This window comes from Aquimarina sp. Aq78, assembly GCF_900299525.1.
Taxonomy (GTDB): Bacteria; Bacteroidota; Bacteroidia; order Flavobacteriales; family Flavobacteriaceae; genus Aquimarina.
On the sequence record NZ_OMKA01000017.1, the window covers coordinates 1 to 18,563 of the forward strand.

Consider the following 18,563-nt stretch of genomic DNA (forward strand, 5'->3'; position numbering starts at 1 on the left):
ACACAAGATCAAGATCTTATTGAATTGTATTTTGATAAACCGGGAGAATATGAAATCACTATGATCTCTAAACTAGGAAACTGTCAGGATACATTTACTCAAAAAATATTGGTACTACAAAAGGAGATAACAGATGAGCAAAACCAGGATAATCAAAATCAACAGCTAGGAAATATCAGAGAATTTAGCGTATATCCAAACCCTTCTGATGGAAAATTCTCTGCAAAAGTAACCCTGAAAGAACAAAAAGATATTAGTATTAAAATATTCAAACTAACTAATAACACTATACTCACTCAAAAAAAACAATCTGGTAAAAAACAATATGAAATCCCTTTTACATTACAAGTACCCTCTGGAGTATATGCCCTGGTATTAGAAACACCATATGGAAATCATATCAGAAAAGTGATTGTGAAGTAATGATAAATGGTATCTATTCTAAGAGAAGTTCATAAAAAAACGCCGCAAAAATTTGCGGCGTTTATTATCTTAAAAAGAGTAATCTATTGATTCTCTGTTGCTGGTATAGGGAACTGAACCCAAACATCATCTGGTTCAACATCACCGCCACCTACTCTATCGATAGGCAAATCTCCTAATCTATCAAAACGTCTCATATCAATCCATCTATGACCTTCTCCATATAATGAAAATCTACGTTGTCTTAGAATTTCGTCAAGCAATTCAGCTGGACTAGTACCACCTGCATAAGCTCCAATTCCTGCAGCATTTCTTACCAAATCAATTGCTGTTACAGCATTTGTTGGATTACTTATGTGATTAGCTTCAGCATATAAAAGAATTAATTCTTCATTTCTAATTAGTGGAATAGGATCTACATCTGTGGTATATAGTCTAAAGTCATAATCTCCTGAAAGACCATCAGAAGTTATAGATGAACTTCTTTGAGCTACTTTAGAACGTCTACTATCTGTAGCACCAATATCAGTAATATAGCTAGGATGTGCTACTCTAACCCCCGCTGTAGAAGCATTTAAAGCAAAAAACATTGGATTTCTTAGATCACCACCATCGGCAGAAAACACATAGTATACTCCATTGGCTAAATCATCAGAAGAATTGGTAAGACTAAGAAAAGAATCTGTCAAATATCCTGACAAAGCAGATAAATCTCCTTGATACGCAGCTACTCTGGCCGAGATTGCTTTATTAAATTGAAGAAAAGTAGCCGGAGTATTAAACCCTGTAAAACCAGATGATAAATTAACTGCAAATTCACTTCCTGCATTACTCAAATCTGTAGCACCCGAAACCAATAATGCTTCTATAGCATCCAAAGATTGTGTAAACCCTAAAAATGGACCTAAACTTTCTGGATTGCTGATATCTGCTCTTATTCCTCCTTGATATGTCAAATTCAGATTAAGAAGTAATTCATAAGCCTGAATTGTTTTTCCTATTCCTCTTAGTCCATTTTTCTCTTGTTCACTATACGCAGGAGAAGTATTTTCGATAGCTTGTACTAGAATACTAGCTCCTTTTGCTGTACCATAGCGAGCACCCCATGGACCTGTTGTATAAAACGTATTATTATCTAATACAGCCTTATCTTTCCCTAATAAATCCGATGTAAATCTAGGATCAGAACTTGAAAAACGATAATATTCACGACCTATAACGCCTACATCATCATAATAAGTTCCTAATCTAACTCTCATATCGGATAGTATACCACCAACCAAATCCTGTATATCTCCTTTGGTACTGTTATCTATTATATTTTCTAGTGTAGGCCCATTTAAATCTCCTACCTCATCAATATCACATGAAGTAAGCGTCATAAAACCAAGAACTGCAACACCAACTATTTTATATATATTTTTCATAATCATTTCTTTCTTTTTATAAACTCACAGATAAGTGAAACAAATATCTTTTTGACGATGGGAATGGAGTAACTTCTACCCCTGTTGATATCCCATTAGATCCAAAATTCGAAACTTCAGGGTCATAACTGTTATAATCAAATACATTAATTATATTGGTTCCAGAGAATCCGATTTTTGCAGATTCAATAATTTTACCAAACCAGTTTTGTAAGATCTTACTAGGCACATTATAATATAATCCTAGTTCTCTTAGTCTTAAATAGGAAGCATCTTCAACAAAAGGTCTTGCAGAGACTCCTAATTGACTTTGTCTGTAATCTCCATTACCTAAAACACCAGCTGGATCTAAATCAATATCGTCATAATCAGCACTAGTACCATTTAAATCAGTTAATAGAGCTGTAAGGTTTACATTATCACCACCTTTTTTCCATTGCCATAAAAATGACAAATCAAAGTTTTTATATTTTAAACTATTCTGAAAAGACATTTGAAAATCAGGTTCAGCATCTCCTAAAACTGCTAACCCATTAGGTGTAATCCCTACGATCTGTGTTGCACTTTTACCTTCTTCTATTCTAAATGTTCCCAAGGTAGCTCCAAAAGCTCCCGTATTAAAAGCTGGGATGTTTAATTTTGTTATTTCTGATGTATTTTTAAAGAATGTAACAAAAGTAGACCACTCAAAATTATCATTACTAATAGGAACAGCATTTAAACTTACTTCAAAACCTTTATTTTCTAAATTACCAGCATTAACTACCTGAGAAATAAAACCTGTTGATGGCTCTATTGCCGATGAAATTATTAAATCATCAACCTTTTTTTGATAATATGTAAACTGTAACCCTACTCTATTATCTAATAATCCTAAATCAAATCCAAATTCTAACTCCTTTTGTCTTTCTGGCTCAATGTCAGTATTTCCTAATTGACCGTTTAGTGTGATTCCACTTAAACCAGCAATTGCAGTATTTGTGAAAATAGTTGTATTTGCTCCAAAAAACGGAAAGTTTCCGGCTTCACCATAAGCAATTCTTAGCTTAAGTTCATTAACCTGATCTAAACTCCAAAAACCAAATTTAGGTATATTAACTGCCAGCGAAGCTTTTGGATAATAAAAGAACTGATTTACATCTGTGTTATTAGATGATTTATCTCCTCTAACTCCAATGGTTCCTATGATCTTATCTTGATAATTAATCTCTTCTTGTACAAAAAATCCAAAATCTTCTTGTTTTAGTCTGTTTTGTACAATATTTCTTGCTGCAGATAAATTTAAGTTTGTTTGCCCAGATACTAAACCAGTTGCTGTAGTCAACACCGAGTTTTGATCAAAAAGTTCTCTTGTCAAACCTACTTGAGTTCTAAAATTAAGATTACTATCAGTAAAATAGTTATGTACTAAAAATCCAGAATAGTTATTATTTGTATTTCTTGTAGTTCCCTGAGCAGAAACTCCTCCTACACCACCATTATCGGGGTTCTGGAATTGTAATGTTTTTGGAAATAGAGCCAAAGTCTCAAAAGTATATGCATCAATCCCTGCTCTTAAAACAGCTTTCAAATTAGAATGATCACTTTTATAAATATTAACGTCTAGGTTAGCACCCGCAATGAATCTTTTATTTTTTTCATTATTGGTAATTAAATCTCTGGTTTGAAGAATATTTGAAGCCCCAGAAGGGTTATCAGGATATACTCCATTAGCATCAGGAAATAAATTTAACCAAGGAGTTGTTGATGTTAAAGCAACTCCAATGGTAGTACCTGTATTATCATTATTAAAAAATCCTCTATCAGAAGACGACTGAATATAATTATTGCTTAAACTAAGCTTAATATTATCAGTAATTTTATGATCAATATTTAATCGTAATGATGTCTTCTCATATCCTGTTCTTTTAACTATTCCGTCCTCATTCTGATGTGAAATCCCAGCGTAAAAAGTTGTTTTTTCTCCACCACCACTTACATTAAGATTTGTTTTTGAAATAAATCCTTCCTCACCAAAAAGTTCTTCTTCATAATCTACTAATCGTCCTGCATTTCTAGCTGCAATAAAGTTTTGTAAATCATCATTATCAAAACTACCAGAAGCTGTTATATTTTGTTCTGTATAATTACGTACTCCTAATAATCTGATCGCTTGAGTAAAACCATTAGACTGAGTAATGTTAATACTTGTTTTTCCTGCCTTACCTCTCTTAGTGGTAATTATAACTACCCCTGCAGAAGCTCTTGACCCATAAATAGCAGCAGCCGAAGCTCCTTTTAATATTTCGATATTCGCTATATCATCTGGATTTATATCAGCAATACGGTTTGTTGGATTATCCTGATTTGATGCACTTCCTCCTGCAGCCGCACCTGATACTGTATTTAATCCTGCAGCAATAGATGAATTGTCAATATATACACCATCAACAATATATAGAGGTTGAGAATTTCCTGCAATTGAAGTAATCCCTCTAAGTTTTACTGATAATCCTCCTCCTGGAGCACCCGAATTTGCACTTACTATAGCTCCTGCAAATTTTCCGTATAACGCACCGTCCAATGTTGGTGGAGGTGTTGATCCTACTAATTCCTCTGCCGAAATTGATGCTACGGCATTTGCAGCATTACTTCTCTTTACAGAGGTAGCCAATCCTGTAACTACCACTTCTTCTAATGATTCTGTAGACTCAGCTACTTGAATCGTGATATTTCCTGCAGTTGCTACAGATACAGTTTTTTCTGCAAATCCTAATGCAAATACTTTTAGGTTTACTGGTAAACTGTTCACAGTAATACTAAAGTTACCATCAATGTCACTGGAGGTACCATTATTTGTTCCTTCTTCAATAACATTCATAAAAGGAGCTCCTTCGCCAGTGCTCTCAACGACTACTTTTCCCGTAATAGTCTCCTGAGCCAACAACAAAGTCGGAACAAAAATTAGTAATAGCAAAATCTTCATTTTGCAAAAATGATTGTGTTTTTTCATAATGATCTGTTTAAATGTTTGGTTAAATCTATTAAAAGATATTGATAAAACAATGTTAAAACTAACAATTGTTCGCATAAAAACAGCCAAAATACTGCCTATTATGTATTGAAAAACTAAAAAAAGATTTAAAGTTTCTGGCTAGTATTTAATAAAACATTAAGGAATTTGTCTCGATGTAGCGATCAAATTAACAACTGATATAATCACGTATGAGCATCAAATTAATATATACTATACTTTTAAGAAACATTAAAACAATCTATCGCAATTATATTCTCATAAAAACTATCAACCATCAATCATCAACTAATCCATAAATCTTCTTATTTTTGCAGCCTTAATATATAACATATGTATAGAAGTCATTCGTGCGGTGAACTACGCGCCTCAGATATCAAAAAAGAAGTCACCTTATCAGGATGGGTGCAAAAGACTCGTGATAAAGGATTTATGATATGGGTTGATCTTAGAGATCGTTATGGGATCACTCAATTGATATTTGATGAAGAGCGTACACCAGCATTAATTGTCGAAAAAGCTAAAACTCTCGGAAGAGAGTTTGTTATCCAGATAAAAGGAACGGTAATTGAACGTGAGTCTAAAAATCAAAATATCCCTACAGGGGAAATTGAAATTCTGGTGAATGAATTAACGATTCTTAATGAATCTATCGTCCCTCCTTTTACTATAGAAGATCAAACGGATGGAGGAGAAGATATTAGAATGAAATATAGGTATCTGGATATACGTCGTAATCCTGTGAAAAATAGCTTGATGTTTAGACATCAAGTAGGAATGCAAGTAAGAAATTATCTTTCGAATGAAGGGTTTATCGAAGTTGAAACTCCGTATTTAATTAAATCCACCCCCGAAGGAGCTCGTGATTTTGTTGTTCCATCCAGAATGAATGAAGGACAATTCTACGCATTACCACAATCACCACAAACGTTTAAGCAGCTACTTATGGTTGGTGGAATGGATAAATATTTTCAGATTGTAAAATGTTTTAGAGATGAAGATTTAAGAGCCGACAGACAACCCGAATTCACGCAGATAGATTGTGAAATGGCATTTGTCGAGCAAGAAGATATTTTAAACATATTCGAAGGACTTACCCAATATTTATTATCCGAAATAAAAGGAGTCAATATTGGTGATTTCCCCAGAATGACCTATGATGAGGCCATGCGAACTTATGGTAATGACAAACCCGATATAAGGTTTGAAATGAAGTTTGGTGAGCTTAACGATATTGCTCAACACAAAGAATTTAATGTGTTTAATACTGCAGAGTTAGTTGTTGGGATCGCAGTTCCTGGTGGAGCTTCATATACCAGAAAAGAGATTGACAAACTTATTGATTGGGTAAAACGTCCTCAAGTTGGAGCACTCGGAATGGTATATGTAAAGTGCAATGAAGATGGTACATATAAATCCTCTGTAGACAAGTTTTACGACCAAGATGACCTGGCCAAATGGGCAAAGGCAACCGGAGCGAAAGCTGGAGATTTAATCTGTGTCCTTTCTGGTCAAACAAACAAAGTAAGAGCACAACTAAGTGCACTTAGAATGGAACTTGCTGAACGACTAGGGTTAAGAAATCCAGAAGAATTTGCTCCTCTATGGGTAGTAGATTTTCCATTATTAGAATGGGATGAAGAAACAGAACGTTATCATGCTATGCATCATCCTTTCACTTCTCCAAAACCAGAAGATATTGCTTTATTAGACACTAAACCAGGAGATGTTCGTGCTAATGCATATGATCTTGTTTTAAACGGAAATGAAATTGGTGGTGGTTCTATCCGTATTCATGATAAAGAAACGCAGGCATTAATGTTTGATCATTTGGGATTCACCCCAGAAGAAGCAAAGGCACAGTTTGGGTTTTTAATGGATGCTTTTCAATATGGGGCTCCTCCTCATGGTGGTATTGCTTTTGGGTTCGATAGATTAGTCGCTATTCTTGGCGGCCAGGAAACAATCCGGGATTTTATAGCTTTTCCAAAAAATAATAGTGGAAGGGATATTATGATCGATGCACCATCTAATATTGATAGCGAACAACTCAAAGAATTAAATATAAAACTTGATTTATAATATAAAATCCCGCCACGAGCGGGATTTTTATTACCTTTAAACTAGTTAAGTCAGGTAAATATGTCTCCCCCAAAAAAAAAGACACTACTCTATAAGATACTTAAATGGAGATATCGCCATATTTCTGACAAAACCTTTATTCTTATCCTAAGCATTCTTGTTGGGTTTACAGCAGGGCTTGTTTCCTTACTATTAAAAAATATTACTCATTTAATCCAGGTCGTTTTAGAAAGTGATATCATCTCCTGGCAAGCTTCTTTTTACTTTATCATTCCTATAATAGGTTTACTAATCGTTTATATATTCACAAAATATGTATTTAAAAGAGATGTAAAATCAGCGATCCCTCTTATTTTACATTCGCTTTCAAAAAAAAATGGAGTCATAAGGCCTATTCATGGATATTTACCTCTCATTCTAGCACCAATAACAGTAGGTTTTGGTGGTTCGGTAGGGCTTTTGGGCCCAGCAATTAGTTCTGGATCAGCATTAAGTTCTAGTTTTAGCACCTTATTTCATGTTAATCGAAAAACAAGAGTATTACTTATTGGTTGTGCTTCTGCAGGTGCTATTTCTGCTGTATTCAAATCTCCTTTGGCAGGGCTAGTTTTTGCTGTAGAAGTATTTAGTTTAGATCTTACATTGACTTCCTTGTTACCCTTACTTTTTGCTTCAGTATCATCAATAATTACTTCTTATTTTTTTTTAGGCGATGAAGTTTTATTTAGATTTAATGTTTTAGAAAAATTTGATATTTACGATACTCCATTTTACATTATTTTAGGAATCGGAACTGCATTTGCTTCTATATATTTTACTAAGATGTATTTTGGAATACTACATTTTTTTGATCGGTTTTCTAAAAAGATTCATCGGTTATTAATTGGCGGACTTGCTATCGGAATCATGTTATATTTTATTCCTCCACTCTATGGTGAAGGTCTTGGTTTTATAAATGGTTTATTACACGGTGATCATCTAACTGCTATCGGTAAAACTCCATTTGACGCTATGACTAGTAACATATGGATTGTCATTGCTTTATTAACAGGTATTACCATTTTTAAGGCTGTTGCCATGACCGCTACCTTTGCTGCAGGAGGCTCTGGAGGAATATTCATCCCAACAATGGTTATGGGTAGTGCATTAGGTAATGTAGTATCTAAAGTAATTAATAATCTAGGAATGGGGTTTCATGTTTCTGAAGCCAATTTCACGTTACTAGGAATGGCTGGGCTTATTGCCGGGGTATTACATGCCCCACTAACTTCAATATTTCTTATTGCAGAAATCACTTCTAGTTATGAGTTATTTGTTCCGTTAATGATTACGACTTCAATATCATTTATAATTTCAAAAAATAAAATAGAACATAATATCTACACCCGAGAACTCGCAAAACAAGGTCATTTATTGACCCATGACAAGGATCAAACCGTTTTGACTTTAATGAATCTCGAAGACTGTATAGAAACTAATTTTATCTCGGTAAAACCAAACTATACCCTAAAGCAACTTTTAAGCGAAGCCGTCGCAAAATCAAATAGGAACTTATTTCCTGTTACTGATGAATCTGATCATCTCATAGGAATGGTTTCACTAGATGACATTAGAGATATTATGTTTGACATTACCTTATATCACAAAATAACAGTAGATACCTTGATGGCTCAAACCTCGGTTGCTATAATTTATGAACATGACAATGCAAAAACAGTAATGAAAAAATTTCAGGATACTGGAGCCTGGAATCTACCTGTGATTAAAAATGGCAAGTATTTTGGTTTTATTTCAAAATCAAAACTTCTTACTGCATATCGCAGAAAGTTGATTAATTTTACACGATAAAACTCCTAATCCATCATAACATTGTTATAAAAACAAGTATTGCTATTATCTGGGGGAAATCTCAATTTTTAATGAATTTATTTTCACAATACCTTAAAAACTCATGAAATATATTATTAGAATACTCTTTATAGCTATTATCATACTTATATGTGTTGGATATTACTTCAAAAATTCGGGAGATCATGGTACCGGTGATAAATTAGTCGGGATTGGCATATTAGCTTCTTCTTTTATTCTAATGCCAATTTTTATCTATCACAGATGGAAAAACAAAAAAGTTAAAGACTATATGCTTACCGAAGAAAACTTAAAGAAAATGAGGGATTATGAGGCAAATAGGGAAAATAGTAACTGATAAATTTTTAAAATATTCATACTTTGATAACAATTCATAAAAAATTTAAAACTACCTTTATTATTCAAATACTTATTATCTTATTACAATGGAAGGAACAGTAAAATTTTTTAATGAATCAAAAGGTTACGGATTTATTACAAACGACGAAACAGGAAAAGACATTTTTGTTCATGCTTCAGGAATTGATGGCGAGGCATTAAATGAAGGTGACAAAGTGGAGTATAATGAAGAGGAAGGAAGAAAAGGACTTACTGCAGCTAATGTGCGTATAATTCACGGATAGAGCGCATACTCCAAAGTTTCAAAAGCACTACCGATCGTAGTGTTTTTTTATTTTTAATTAACGCTTGACACAAAAAATTGATCTTCAGTTAAGGTTTCGTTTTTCAATAAAAAATCTGGTAAGTAGTGCTCCACATTCTTCTTCCAAAACACCACCTATAATTTCAGTTTTTGGGTGAAGTTTTGTTCCCATTGCAGCACATCCCCTTCGTTCATCAACCGCGCCGAATACTATTTTTTTGATCTGACTCCAATATAACGCTCCGGCACACATCTGACAGGGCTCAAGGGTTACATATAATGTGCATTCTTTAAGGTATTTTCCTCCCAAAAAATTTGCTGCCGCCGTTATTGCCTGCATTTCAGCATGAGCTGTAACGTCAGTTAGTAATTCTGTAAGGTTATGAGCTCTGGCTATAATTCGATCTTCAACTACTATAACCGCTCCTATCGGAACTTCATTTTTTTCATACGCCAATTCTGCTTCCTGAAGCGCTTTCTTCATATAGTAAGAATCATCCAATGGGTCTAACATATACTATTAAATTTTAGGTAAAGCTAAATAAAAATATTTGCATTCTGAATGAAATAAAAAGTATATAAAGAACCATTACAAAATAGTACTTTTGTGCTATGCAACAATCATTTCTATCCAATATCAAATATCCATCTGATCTAAGAAAGTTATCTACTGATCAGTTACCCAAACTAGCCAGAGAACTTCGGGATTTTGTGATCAATATTGTTGCTGCTAAAGAAGGTCATCTCGGAGCAAGTTTAGGAGTGATAGAACTTACTATTGCTCTACATTATATTTTTGACACCCCCAATGATCTTCTTGTTTGGGATGTGGGCCATCAGGCTTATCCTCATAAAATCCTTACCGGAAGAAAAGATATCTTTCATACAAATAGACAATTGGATGGTATAAGTGGGTTTCCTAAGCGTACTGAAAGTGATTATGATACTTTTGGAGTTGGGCACTCTTCTACTTCTATTTCGGCTGTATTAGGTATGGCAATTGCATCTAAATTAAAAGGAGATATCACAAAACAGCATGTCGCAATAATTGGTGATGCTTCTATTGCTAGTGGAATGGCTTTCGAAGGACTTAATCATGCCGGAGTAACCGACACCAATATGCTGGTTATCCTTAATGATAATGCTATCGGTATCGACCCTAGTGTAGGTGCTCTCAAAGAATACCTTACTAAAGCTAAGATCGGAGTTAGACCTAGAAAAAATAATATTATAGAGGCATTAAATTTTAATTATTTTGGTCCTATTGACGGGCATGACTTACCTATGCTTCTCAAAACTTTAGAAAAACTAAAAACTACAAAAGGCCCAAAACTTTTACATATTATTACCACCAAAGGAAAAGGTTTAAAACAAGCTGAAGAGGACCAGGTAAAATACCATGCTCCGGGTAAATTTGATGCTTCGACTGGGGATCTAATTTCAAAAGATAATACAGGATTACCACCTAAGTTTCAGGATGTTTTTGGGTTTACTATTCTTGAACTTGCAAGAAAAAACAAAAAGATTATAGGTATTACACCTGCAATGCCCACTGGGAGTTCTCTAAAATACATGATGGAAGAAATGCCTGATCGGGCTTTTGATGTTGGCATTGCTGAGCAACATGCGGTCACCCTTGCTGCCGGAATGGCAACACAAGGATTAATCCCATTTTGCACAATCTATTCTACTTTTTTACAACGTGCCTATGATCAGGTAATCCACGATGTAGCTTTACAAAATTTGCCTGTTATTTTTTGTGTTGATCGTGCTGGTATTGTTGGTGCAGATGGCGCAACACACCACGGTGTTTATGATATTGCCTATCTTTCATGCGTCCCTAATATGATTGTTGCAGCACCAGCCAATGAAATTGAGCTAAGGCATTTACTTTATACTGCTTCTTTGGGGCTAGATCACCCTATAGCGATACGATACCCCAGAGGCAGAGGGCATATTATCGATTGGGAAGTTCCTATGCAAAAACTAGAAATTGGTAAAGCAACCAGCCTAAAAAAAGGTTCTAAAATCGCTTTAGTTTCTACAGGTACTATTGCACATAATGTAACCAAGGCCATAGAAGCTATAGAAAAAACAATTAGCCACTATCATTTTTGTTTTATAAAACCTTTAGATATTGATCTACTGAAACAAATAGTGCAGAACTATGACACCATTATTACTGTTGAAGATGGCGTTATCAAAGGTGGTTTTGGGAGTTCAATACTCGATTTTGCCAATCAGAATAATTTTAAAAACAATATTGTCGCTTTAGGTATTCCTGATCAATTTATTCATCATGGCACAGTAGATCAACTACATAACATTTGCGGGATTTCTCCTGAAAAAATTCTTAATACAATCAACACATACCTCTAAGCATTTTTTATATCTGCAATCCTTTAATCTTCTGAAATTTCAACAGCGCATTACCATCAGTTAAACTCGCCACATAGTTACTTATTCCAATAAGACGGGTATAGAGATCTGCATTTGTATAGTCAAAATTAATGCCTTCGGCTCTCAAAATTAGCTTGTCATAGTTAGAACTCTCTTCCTTATTAAAGTTATCTGTAGCCACGCAATAGCGATCTAAAAGAGTAGCAAGAATCTCATATCCTGCAATTTCTTTTTCGGTTACTTCCTGACTTTGATAAATCTTAGCAACGCTAATTTTAATGATATCATCGATTTGAGCTTCGTATTTACTTTTGTCTATTAATGCCATATCAAAGGTTCCTGATAATATGGCTTCTTCATGCTCGATAAAAATACTTGCTGCTTCTCCTATTAAGGTATTAATAGCTAGTGCTCTAAGATAACTTAATCGATCTGCTGTAGTAATAAGCTTATTATATTTTGAAGTATTGATGGTATCTTTTACCAATTTGATCAAGTATTCTAAAGCATATTCTTCTTCTATCAATCCCAGATTAATACCATCTTCAAAATCGATAATAGTATAACAAATATCATCTGCTGCCTCTACCAAAAAAGTTAATGGATGGCGGCTATAAGTAACCTCATCACCTATCTTATATTGCAATAACCCCACTTCTTCTGCTACCTCTCTAAAAAAAGAGGTATCGTTCTGAAAGTATCCAAATTTTTTATGAGCAATATGTGTCGTTGGTTTTTTAGGTAATGATTCTTTAGGGTATTTCATAAACGCTCCTAATGTCGCATAGGATAATCTAAGGCCTCCTTCTATCCCTTCGCGGGATTCTGTAAGAATTTTAAACCCATTGGCATTCCCCTCAAAATCAATCAAATCCTGATACTGCTTAGGAGTGAGTTTATCTTTATATCGGTTACCGCTTCCTGTTTTGAAGTATTCTCCTATAGCCTTCTCCCCAGAATGCCCAAAGGGTGGGTTACCAATATCATGCGCTAATGCTGCAGCTGCAACGATAGCACCAAAATCATTAAACTGATATCCATGAACAGCAGCAAGATGTGGATGTTTTTCTAAGATTTTCTTACCTACTACTCTACCTAAAGAACGTCCCACTACAGATACTTCGAGGCTATGTGTTAATCGTGTATGCACAAAGCTGGTTTTGGATAACGGAATAACTTGTGTTTTATCCTGTAAACTTCTAAAGGCCGAAGAGAAGATAATGCGATCATAATCGACTTCAAAACCTAACCGGGTTTCGTCTTGCTCTTTACGTAATCTTTTATTTCTATCTCCTTGTCGTTTTAAGGACAAGAGTTGTTCCCAATTCATCATAAAAGTTAAAATTCTAACAATGTGGTATAATAATAATAGTCCAAAGATAATACTATCAGGTTATGTATGAAATGAATTATCATTCCTAACCATAATGTTTTATATCTATATCTTAAATACCCTAATAACAGTCCGAAAGGAAATATCCATAATAATGATAATACAGAAAGGTGAATTAGAGCAAAAATAAATGCCGTAAGTATAATTGTGGCTTTTGCACTTGTTATTTTATTCAATTGATTAAACAAAAATCCTCTGAAAGCTAATTCTTCAAAAATTGGCGGAAGAACGGCTACAAATAAAATTGCCCAGAATAAGGCATTTGGATAGCCAACATATTCTAGATAATAATTCTGAGATTCATCGAACAATAATACATTAACGATTTCTATTCCGTAGTAAACTAAAAAAGCAGTTATAAAAGGAGCCAAAATGATTCCTAAAAAAAGTAATACGTTGATTTTAGGAAACCTATATAATTCTATAATGTTTTTAAAATCGTAAAAGGTAAACCCCACAATAATCAAGGCAAAAATACTTTCAACAACAATCTCTTCAACTAATGTACCATCCCGATATATAAAAACAGTAACAATTAGAAATGCAAGCATTACAACGTAAAATGCTATAACCAAATTAAGGTGTTCGCTTTTTTTTACTATTTCGGCTTTTACTGTAGCTATACCACAATTTGGACAAAAATTTACTTCATTTTCTAAAATTGTATTACAAGCTTTACAAATCATACTATACTTAGTCTTTATCGTTTTGTGAAGCTGAATATACTCCTTTAATCAAAAAACTTAGTATAATTACTTTTACAAGAATCCCTTTAAAAATGGTCATAGGTTCTACAATTGCATTTAAAGCAATCACCATTATATACAACAACAACGCAGATAATAATGCAGCAAATGGCTTATGCTGTGACCAATATGCTAAAACCAAAAATATAGCAGCTAAAATGGCACTGAAAATCAAAGTAGGTATATCTTTCAAAACGAAAAATAAAAATAATCCAGAAACAAAAAAGATTCCTGCTATCCAATACAATGTCTTTCTTGCTGATTTAATCTTCTTTTGGTCATCCTTTGTCTGACTCTTTTTCATCACTTTATTAGCATGAAAATGTGCCTTTTCCTTTTCGTCTCCATTTTCAGGATAACCACAATTGGTACAGAATTTAGTTTCAGAATTAATTTCGGTTTCACATTGCGAACACAATATCCGAGGAATAGTAATGTTTTCCATATAAAAAAGTATAGTAAGGTTAGTTGGGTAGGAGCCTAAAAGTAACAAAAAATCCTGATTTTAAGAAAACGAATAATATTCTCAATAACAAAAAAGGGAAGTATCCTAAGAAAACTTCCCTTTTGCCCTATATAAATCTAGGTCTAAGACCCACACATTAAACAATCGTCTCCTTCACCTTCTTTAGATTGTGCAATGATTGCACGAAGTTCTTCTGGAGTAAGAGCTGTTCCTTCTGGTGCAACAGCTTCTTGTTTTGGTTCTTCTTTGGTTGCTTGCGCTTCCATTACTTGTGCAGCAGCTACGGCTACTTGCTCTGGTTTAGGCTCTTCTTTAGTTTCCTTTTTAAGCGTAAACTTAATTGCATCTACCGCAGATTTCGTTCTCAGGTAATACATACCCGTTTTTAATCCACTCTTCCATGCATAAAAATGCATTGAAGTTAATTTGGCCATAGTAGCACCTTCTAAGAACAAGTTTAAAGATTGAGACTGATCGATAAAATATCCTCTATGACGAGACATATCGATAATATCTTTCATACTCATTTCCCAAACAGTTTTGTACAGTTCTTTTAGATCTTGCGGAATGATATCTATATTTTGTACTGAACCATTTGCACGCATAATAGCATCCTTAAGATTATCATTCCATAATCCTAATTTCACTAAATCTTCTAATAAGTGTTTATTTACGACAATAAATTCTCCAGATAATACACGTCTGGTATAGATATTACTTGTGTACGGTTCGAATGCTTCATTGTTTCCTAAAATCTGAGAAGTAGATGCTGTAGGCATTGGTGCAACTAATAATGAGTTACGAACTCCGTTTTTAAGCACTTGCTTACGAAGTTTTGCCCAGTCCCAACGACCACTTAATTCTTCATCTTTTATTCCCCATAGGTTGTATTGAAAATCTCCTTTAGATATTGGAGAACCTTCATAAGTTTGATATGGTCCATCAGCTTTTGCTTCTTCCATAGATGCTGTTACTGCAGCAAAATATAAAGTTTCAAAAATCTCTTGGTTTAATTTCTTAGCCTCATCACTGGTAAATGGCAAACGCAATTGGATAAATGCATCAGCCAATCCTTGCACCCCTAATCCAATTGGACGATGACGCATATTAGAATTTTCTGCTTCTTTTACCGGATAGTAATTACGATCAATTACTCTGTTCAGATTCTTAGTTACTCGTTTTGTAATCCTAAAGAGTTCTTTATGATCAAACTCTCCGTTTTTCACAAACATTGGCAATGCAATAGATGCCAGGTTACATACGGCTACTTCATCTGGGCTAGTATATTCTAATATCTCTGTACATAAATTAGATGATCGTATAGTTCCCAGATTTTGTTGATTAGATTTGCGATTTGCAGCATCTTTATACAACATATAAGGTGTACCAGTTTCGATTTGAGATTCTAAGATTTTTTCCCAAAGCTCACGTGCTTTGATTGTTCTTCGTCCTTTTCCTTCTGATTCAAAACGAAGGTAAGCTTCTTCAAACTCATCACTATGTATATCAAACAAACCAGGACACTCATTAGGACACATTAAGGTCCATTCTGCATCTTCTTGTACACGTTTCATAAATAAATCCGGTACCCACATTGCATAGAATAAATCACGTGCACGCATCTCTTCTTTACCATGATTCTTTTTCAGATCCAGAAAATCAAAAATATCAGCATGCCATGGTTCTACATATATTGCAAACGATCCTTTACGCTTTCCTCCACCCTGATCTACATAACGAGCTGTATCATTATATACTTGTAGCATGGGCACAATACCGTTGGATGTTCCATTAGTACCGGCAATATAAGAACCTGTAGCACGTACATTATGTATAGATAATCCTATTCCTCCAGCAGACTGAGAAATTTTTGCTGTTTGTTTAAGCGTATCATAAATACCATCAATACTATCATCTTTCATCGCCAGAAGGAAACAAGATGACATTTGCGGTTTTGGTGTTCCCGAATTAAATAATGTTGGTGTAGCGTGTGTAAAGTATTTTTTAGACATCAATTCATAAGTCTCTATAGCAGCATCAAGATCATTAAGATGGATACCGATAGAAACTCTCATAAGCATATGTTGCGGACGTTCAGCAATTGTGCCATTGATTTTTAATAGATAAGAACGTTCTAATGTTTTAAAACCAAAATAATCATAGCCAAAATCTCTATTGTATATAATAGTAGAATCCAGCTTTTCCTTATTAGCCATAATTACCTCATATACATCATCGGCTATCAATGGTCCTTTTTTACCGTTTCTTGGGTTTACATACTCATATAAGTCTGTAATGACTTCAGAAAAAGTTTTCTTTGTATTTTTATGTAGATTAGAAACAGAGATACGAGCTGCAAGCTTCGCATAATCAGGGTGTGTTATAGTCATTGTTGCTGCTATTTCTGCAGCCAAATTATCCAACTCACTAGTCGTTACTCCATCATACAACCCTTCTATCACTCTCATTGCTACCTTTACAGGATCAACTAGTGGATTAAGTCCATAACATAATTTTCTTACCCTTGCGGTAATCTTGTCGAACATAATTGGTTCTTTACGCCCATCTCTTTTTACTACATACATACTTTTTTTTGGTTTTTAAATTTTCTTCTTAATGAAGAAGTTGATGATAATTCGTGTTACTAATTTTATAATTTGAAGGTCAAAAACTATATTTCATCTCCTTGAAATTGGATACTAAAAAGAAATCTCTACATCCAAAAATCAGAGTAATTCTATAGATAAAAAATAATAATATGACTTTCGTCCCTTTTTGTTTTTTGTGTAGCTTCTTATAAAGCTTTATCAAACTGAGCTAATCTGAATTAAACAGAAGAAATGTTTTTGATTAGCTCAGAATGAATATATCTTTATTTTAAAGTGTTTTGGATCCAACTTTCGTTGGAATGATAATCATAAGAAATCAACGTTACACTATTAATTTTCTTTTCGATTAAAAATCTGCATCAAAACTTATCTTATTGTCTTCCGTGTCTTTATTAAGCACCCCTGCTTTTTGATATTCTGAAACCCTTTTCTCAAAGAAATTGGTTTTACCTTGCAAAGAGATCATGTCCATAAAATCAAATGGATTTGATGTTTCATATTCTTTTTCACATCCTAATTCTACCAATAATCTATCGGTAACAAATTCTAAATATTGAGTCATTAATTTAGAGTTCATACCTATCAAACTTACCGGAAGAGATTCTGTTATAAATTCTCTCTCTATATCTAATGCGTCTATCAGGATTTTTCTAATTCTATCTTTTGGTACTTTATTTATCAAATGTTTGTTATGAAGATGAACTGCAAAATCGCAATGTACTCCTTCATCTCTTGAAATTAGTTCATTAGAAAATGTAAGCCCTGGCATTAATCCACGTTTTTTCAACCAGAATATAGAGCAGAACGCTCCTGAAAAGAAGATCCCTTCTACCGCTGCAAAGGCAATTAAACGTTCTGCAAAAGAATCAGATTCTATCCATTGTAATGCCCAGTCTGCTTTTTTCTTAATTGCAGGAAAATTCTCTAATGCATTAAATAGTACATCCTTTTCTTTCTCATCCTTTACATAAGTATCGATCAATAAAGAGTATGTTTCTGAATGAATGTTTTCCATCATGATCTGGAAACCATAGAAAAATTTTGCCTCACTATACTGTACTTCGTTTATAAAATTTTCTGCAAGATTTTCATTAACAATACCATCAGATGCAGCAAAAAATGCTAAAATATGTTTGATAAAATATTGTTCGTCCTCAGTAAGTTTGGTTGCCCAATCCGTAATATCCTGATGCAAATCGATCTCTTCTGCTGTCCAAAAACTAGCCTCGGATTTCTTATACCATTCCCAAATATCGTGGTGTTGGATAGGAAAAATTACGAATCGATCTTTGTTTTCTTGCAAAATAGGTTCTACGGCGCTCATTCTTTTTTTTTTAGCTGTTTTTTTAGAGAATTTCTTATTTCCTAAGGGTATTACAAAGATCAAAAAATAGGTTAAAAGTTCTACGGAAAGTTAACAAACGTTTTCAACAAAGTTTTCAACACGAAGTGAATTTGCAACAAAAATGATCTTTCACAAAAACACACATAA

At 33.9% G+C, this 18,563-nt stretch carries 14 protein-coding genes; 6 read left to right on the top strand and 8 right to left on the bottom strand.

Annotation, left to right across the window (positions count from 1 at the left end):
• The coding region (locus DG435_RS10870) for a T9SS type A sorting domain-containing protein (protein WP_159098259.1) at window positions 1–423 on the top strand (423 nt) is incomplete at its 5' end.
• Between the two features lie 83 nt (window positions 424–506).
• On the opposite strand, the gene DG435_RS10875 is transcribed toward DG435_RS10870, so the two are convergent.
• Window positions 507–1,850: a RagB/SusD family nutrient uptake outer membrane protein gene (locus DG435_RS10875; RefSeq protein WP_106795096.1), complete on the bottom strand. Its 1,344-nt coding sequence runs from the start codon at window positions 1,848–1,850 to the stop codon at window positions 507–509.
• Window positions 1,851–1,866: 16 nt separating this feature from the next.
• Entirely contained in the window at window positions 1,867–4,842 is a 2,976-nt protein-coding gene (locus DG435_RS10880) for a SusC/RagA family TonB-linked outer membrane protein (RefSeq protein ID WP_234387197.1), read from the bottom strand.
• 354 nt (window positions 4,843–5,196) lie between these two features.
• On the opposite strand from DG435_RS10880, the gene aspS reads away from it, so the two are divergent.
• From aspS to DG435_RS10900, 4 genes are all read left to right on the top strand, one after another.
• A complete protein-coding gene (gene aspS, locus DG435_RS10885) occupies window positions 5,197–6,945 on the top strand; it encodes an aspartate--tRNA ligase (RefSeq protein WP_106795095.1) in 1,749 nt (582 codons plus the stop codon).
• 60 nt (window positions 6,946–7,005) lie between these two features.
• Window positions 7,006–8,793, top strand: coding sequence for a chloride channel protein (locus tag DG435_RS10890; RefSeq protein WP_108840605.1), 1,788 nt, complete (start codon window positions 7,006–7,008; stop codon window positions 8,791–8,793).
• A 103-nt stretch (window positions 8,794–8,896) separates the two neighbouring features.
• Window positions 8,897–9,151 carry a hypothetical protein gene (locus DG435_RS10895; RefSeq protein WP_106795077.1) on the top strand — a complete coding sequence of 85 codons (255 nt, stop codon included), beginning with the start codon at window positions 8,897–8,899 and terminating at the stop codon, window positions 9,149–9,151.
• A gap of 88 nt (window positions 9,152–9,239) precedes the next feature.
• Window positions 9,240–9,437 (top strand): cold-shock protein, encoded by a 198-nt coding sequence (locus DG435_RS10900; RefSeq protein ID WP_074409501.1) that lies wholly within the window; start codon window positions 9,240–9,242, stop codon window positions 9,435–9,437.
• Between the two features lie 84 nt (window positions 9,438–9,521).
• On the opposite strand, the gene DG435_RS10905 is transcribed toward DG435_RS10900, so the two are convergent.
• Window positions 9,522–9,971: a nucleoside deaminase gene (locus DG435_RS10905; protein WP_106795076.1), complete on the bottom strand. Its 450-nt coding sequence runs from the start codon at window positions 9,969–9,971 to the stop codon at window positions 9,522–9,524.
• A 98-nt stretch (window positions 9,972–10,069) separates the two neighbouring features.
• Here DG435_RS10905 and DG435_RS10910 point away from each other — a divergent pair, with 98 nt between their 5' ends.
• The gene (locus DG435_RS10910; protein WP_106795075.1) at window positions 10,070–11,836 is read left to right on the top strand and encodes a 1-deoxy-D-xylulose-5-phosphate synthase; all 1,767 of its coding nucleotides are present in this window, start codon (window positions 10,070–10,072) and stop codon (window positions 11,834–11,836) included.
• Window positions 11,837–11,843: 7 nt separating this feature from the next.
• Here the strand turns inward: DG435_RS10910 and dgt are convergent, their stop codons facing one another.
• The 5 genes from dgt to DG435_RS10935 form a co-directional block, all read right to left on the bottom strand.
• Window positions 11,844–13,187, bottom strand: a complete 1,344-nt coding sequence (gene dgt / locus DG435_RS10915; protein WP_106795074.1) for a dGTP triphosphohydrolase — start codon at window positions 13,185–13,187, stop codon at window positions 11,844–11,846.
• Between the two features lie 8 nt (window positions 13,188–13,195).
• Window positions 13,196–13,936, bottom strand: coding sequence for a type II CAAX prenyl endopeptidase Rce1 family protein (locus tag DG435_RS10920; RefSeq protein ID WP_106795073.1), 741 nt, complete (start codon window positions 13,934–13,936; stop codon window positions 13,196–13,198).
• A gap of 7 nt (window positions 13,937–13,943) precedes the next feature.
• Window positions 13,944–14,441: a zinc-ribbon domain-containing protein gene (locus DG435_RS10925; RefSeq protein WP_106795072.1), complete on the bottom strand. Its 498-nt coding sequence runs from the start codon at window positions 14,439–14,441 to the stop codon at window positions 13,944–13,946.
• Between the two features lie 143 nt (window positions 14,442–14,584).
• Window positions 14,585–17,047: a ribonucleoside-diphosphate reductase subunit alpha gene (locus DG435_RS10930; protein WP_106795071.1), complete on the bottom strand. Its 2,463-nt coding sequence runs from the start codon at window positions 17,045–17,047 to the stop codon at window positions 14,585–14,587.
• Between the two features lie 370 nt (window positions 17,048–17,417).
• A complete protein-coding gene (locus tag DG435_RS10935; RefSeq protein WP_106795078.1) occupies window positions 17,418–18,395 on the bottom strand; it encodes a ribonucleotide-diphosphate reductase subunit beta in 978 nt (325 codons plus the stop codon).
• Window positions 18,396–18,563 lie beyond the last annotated feature (168 nt).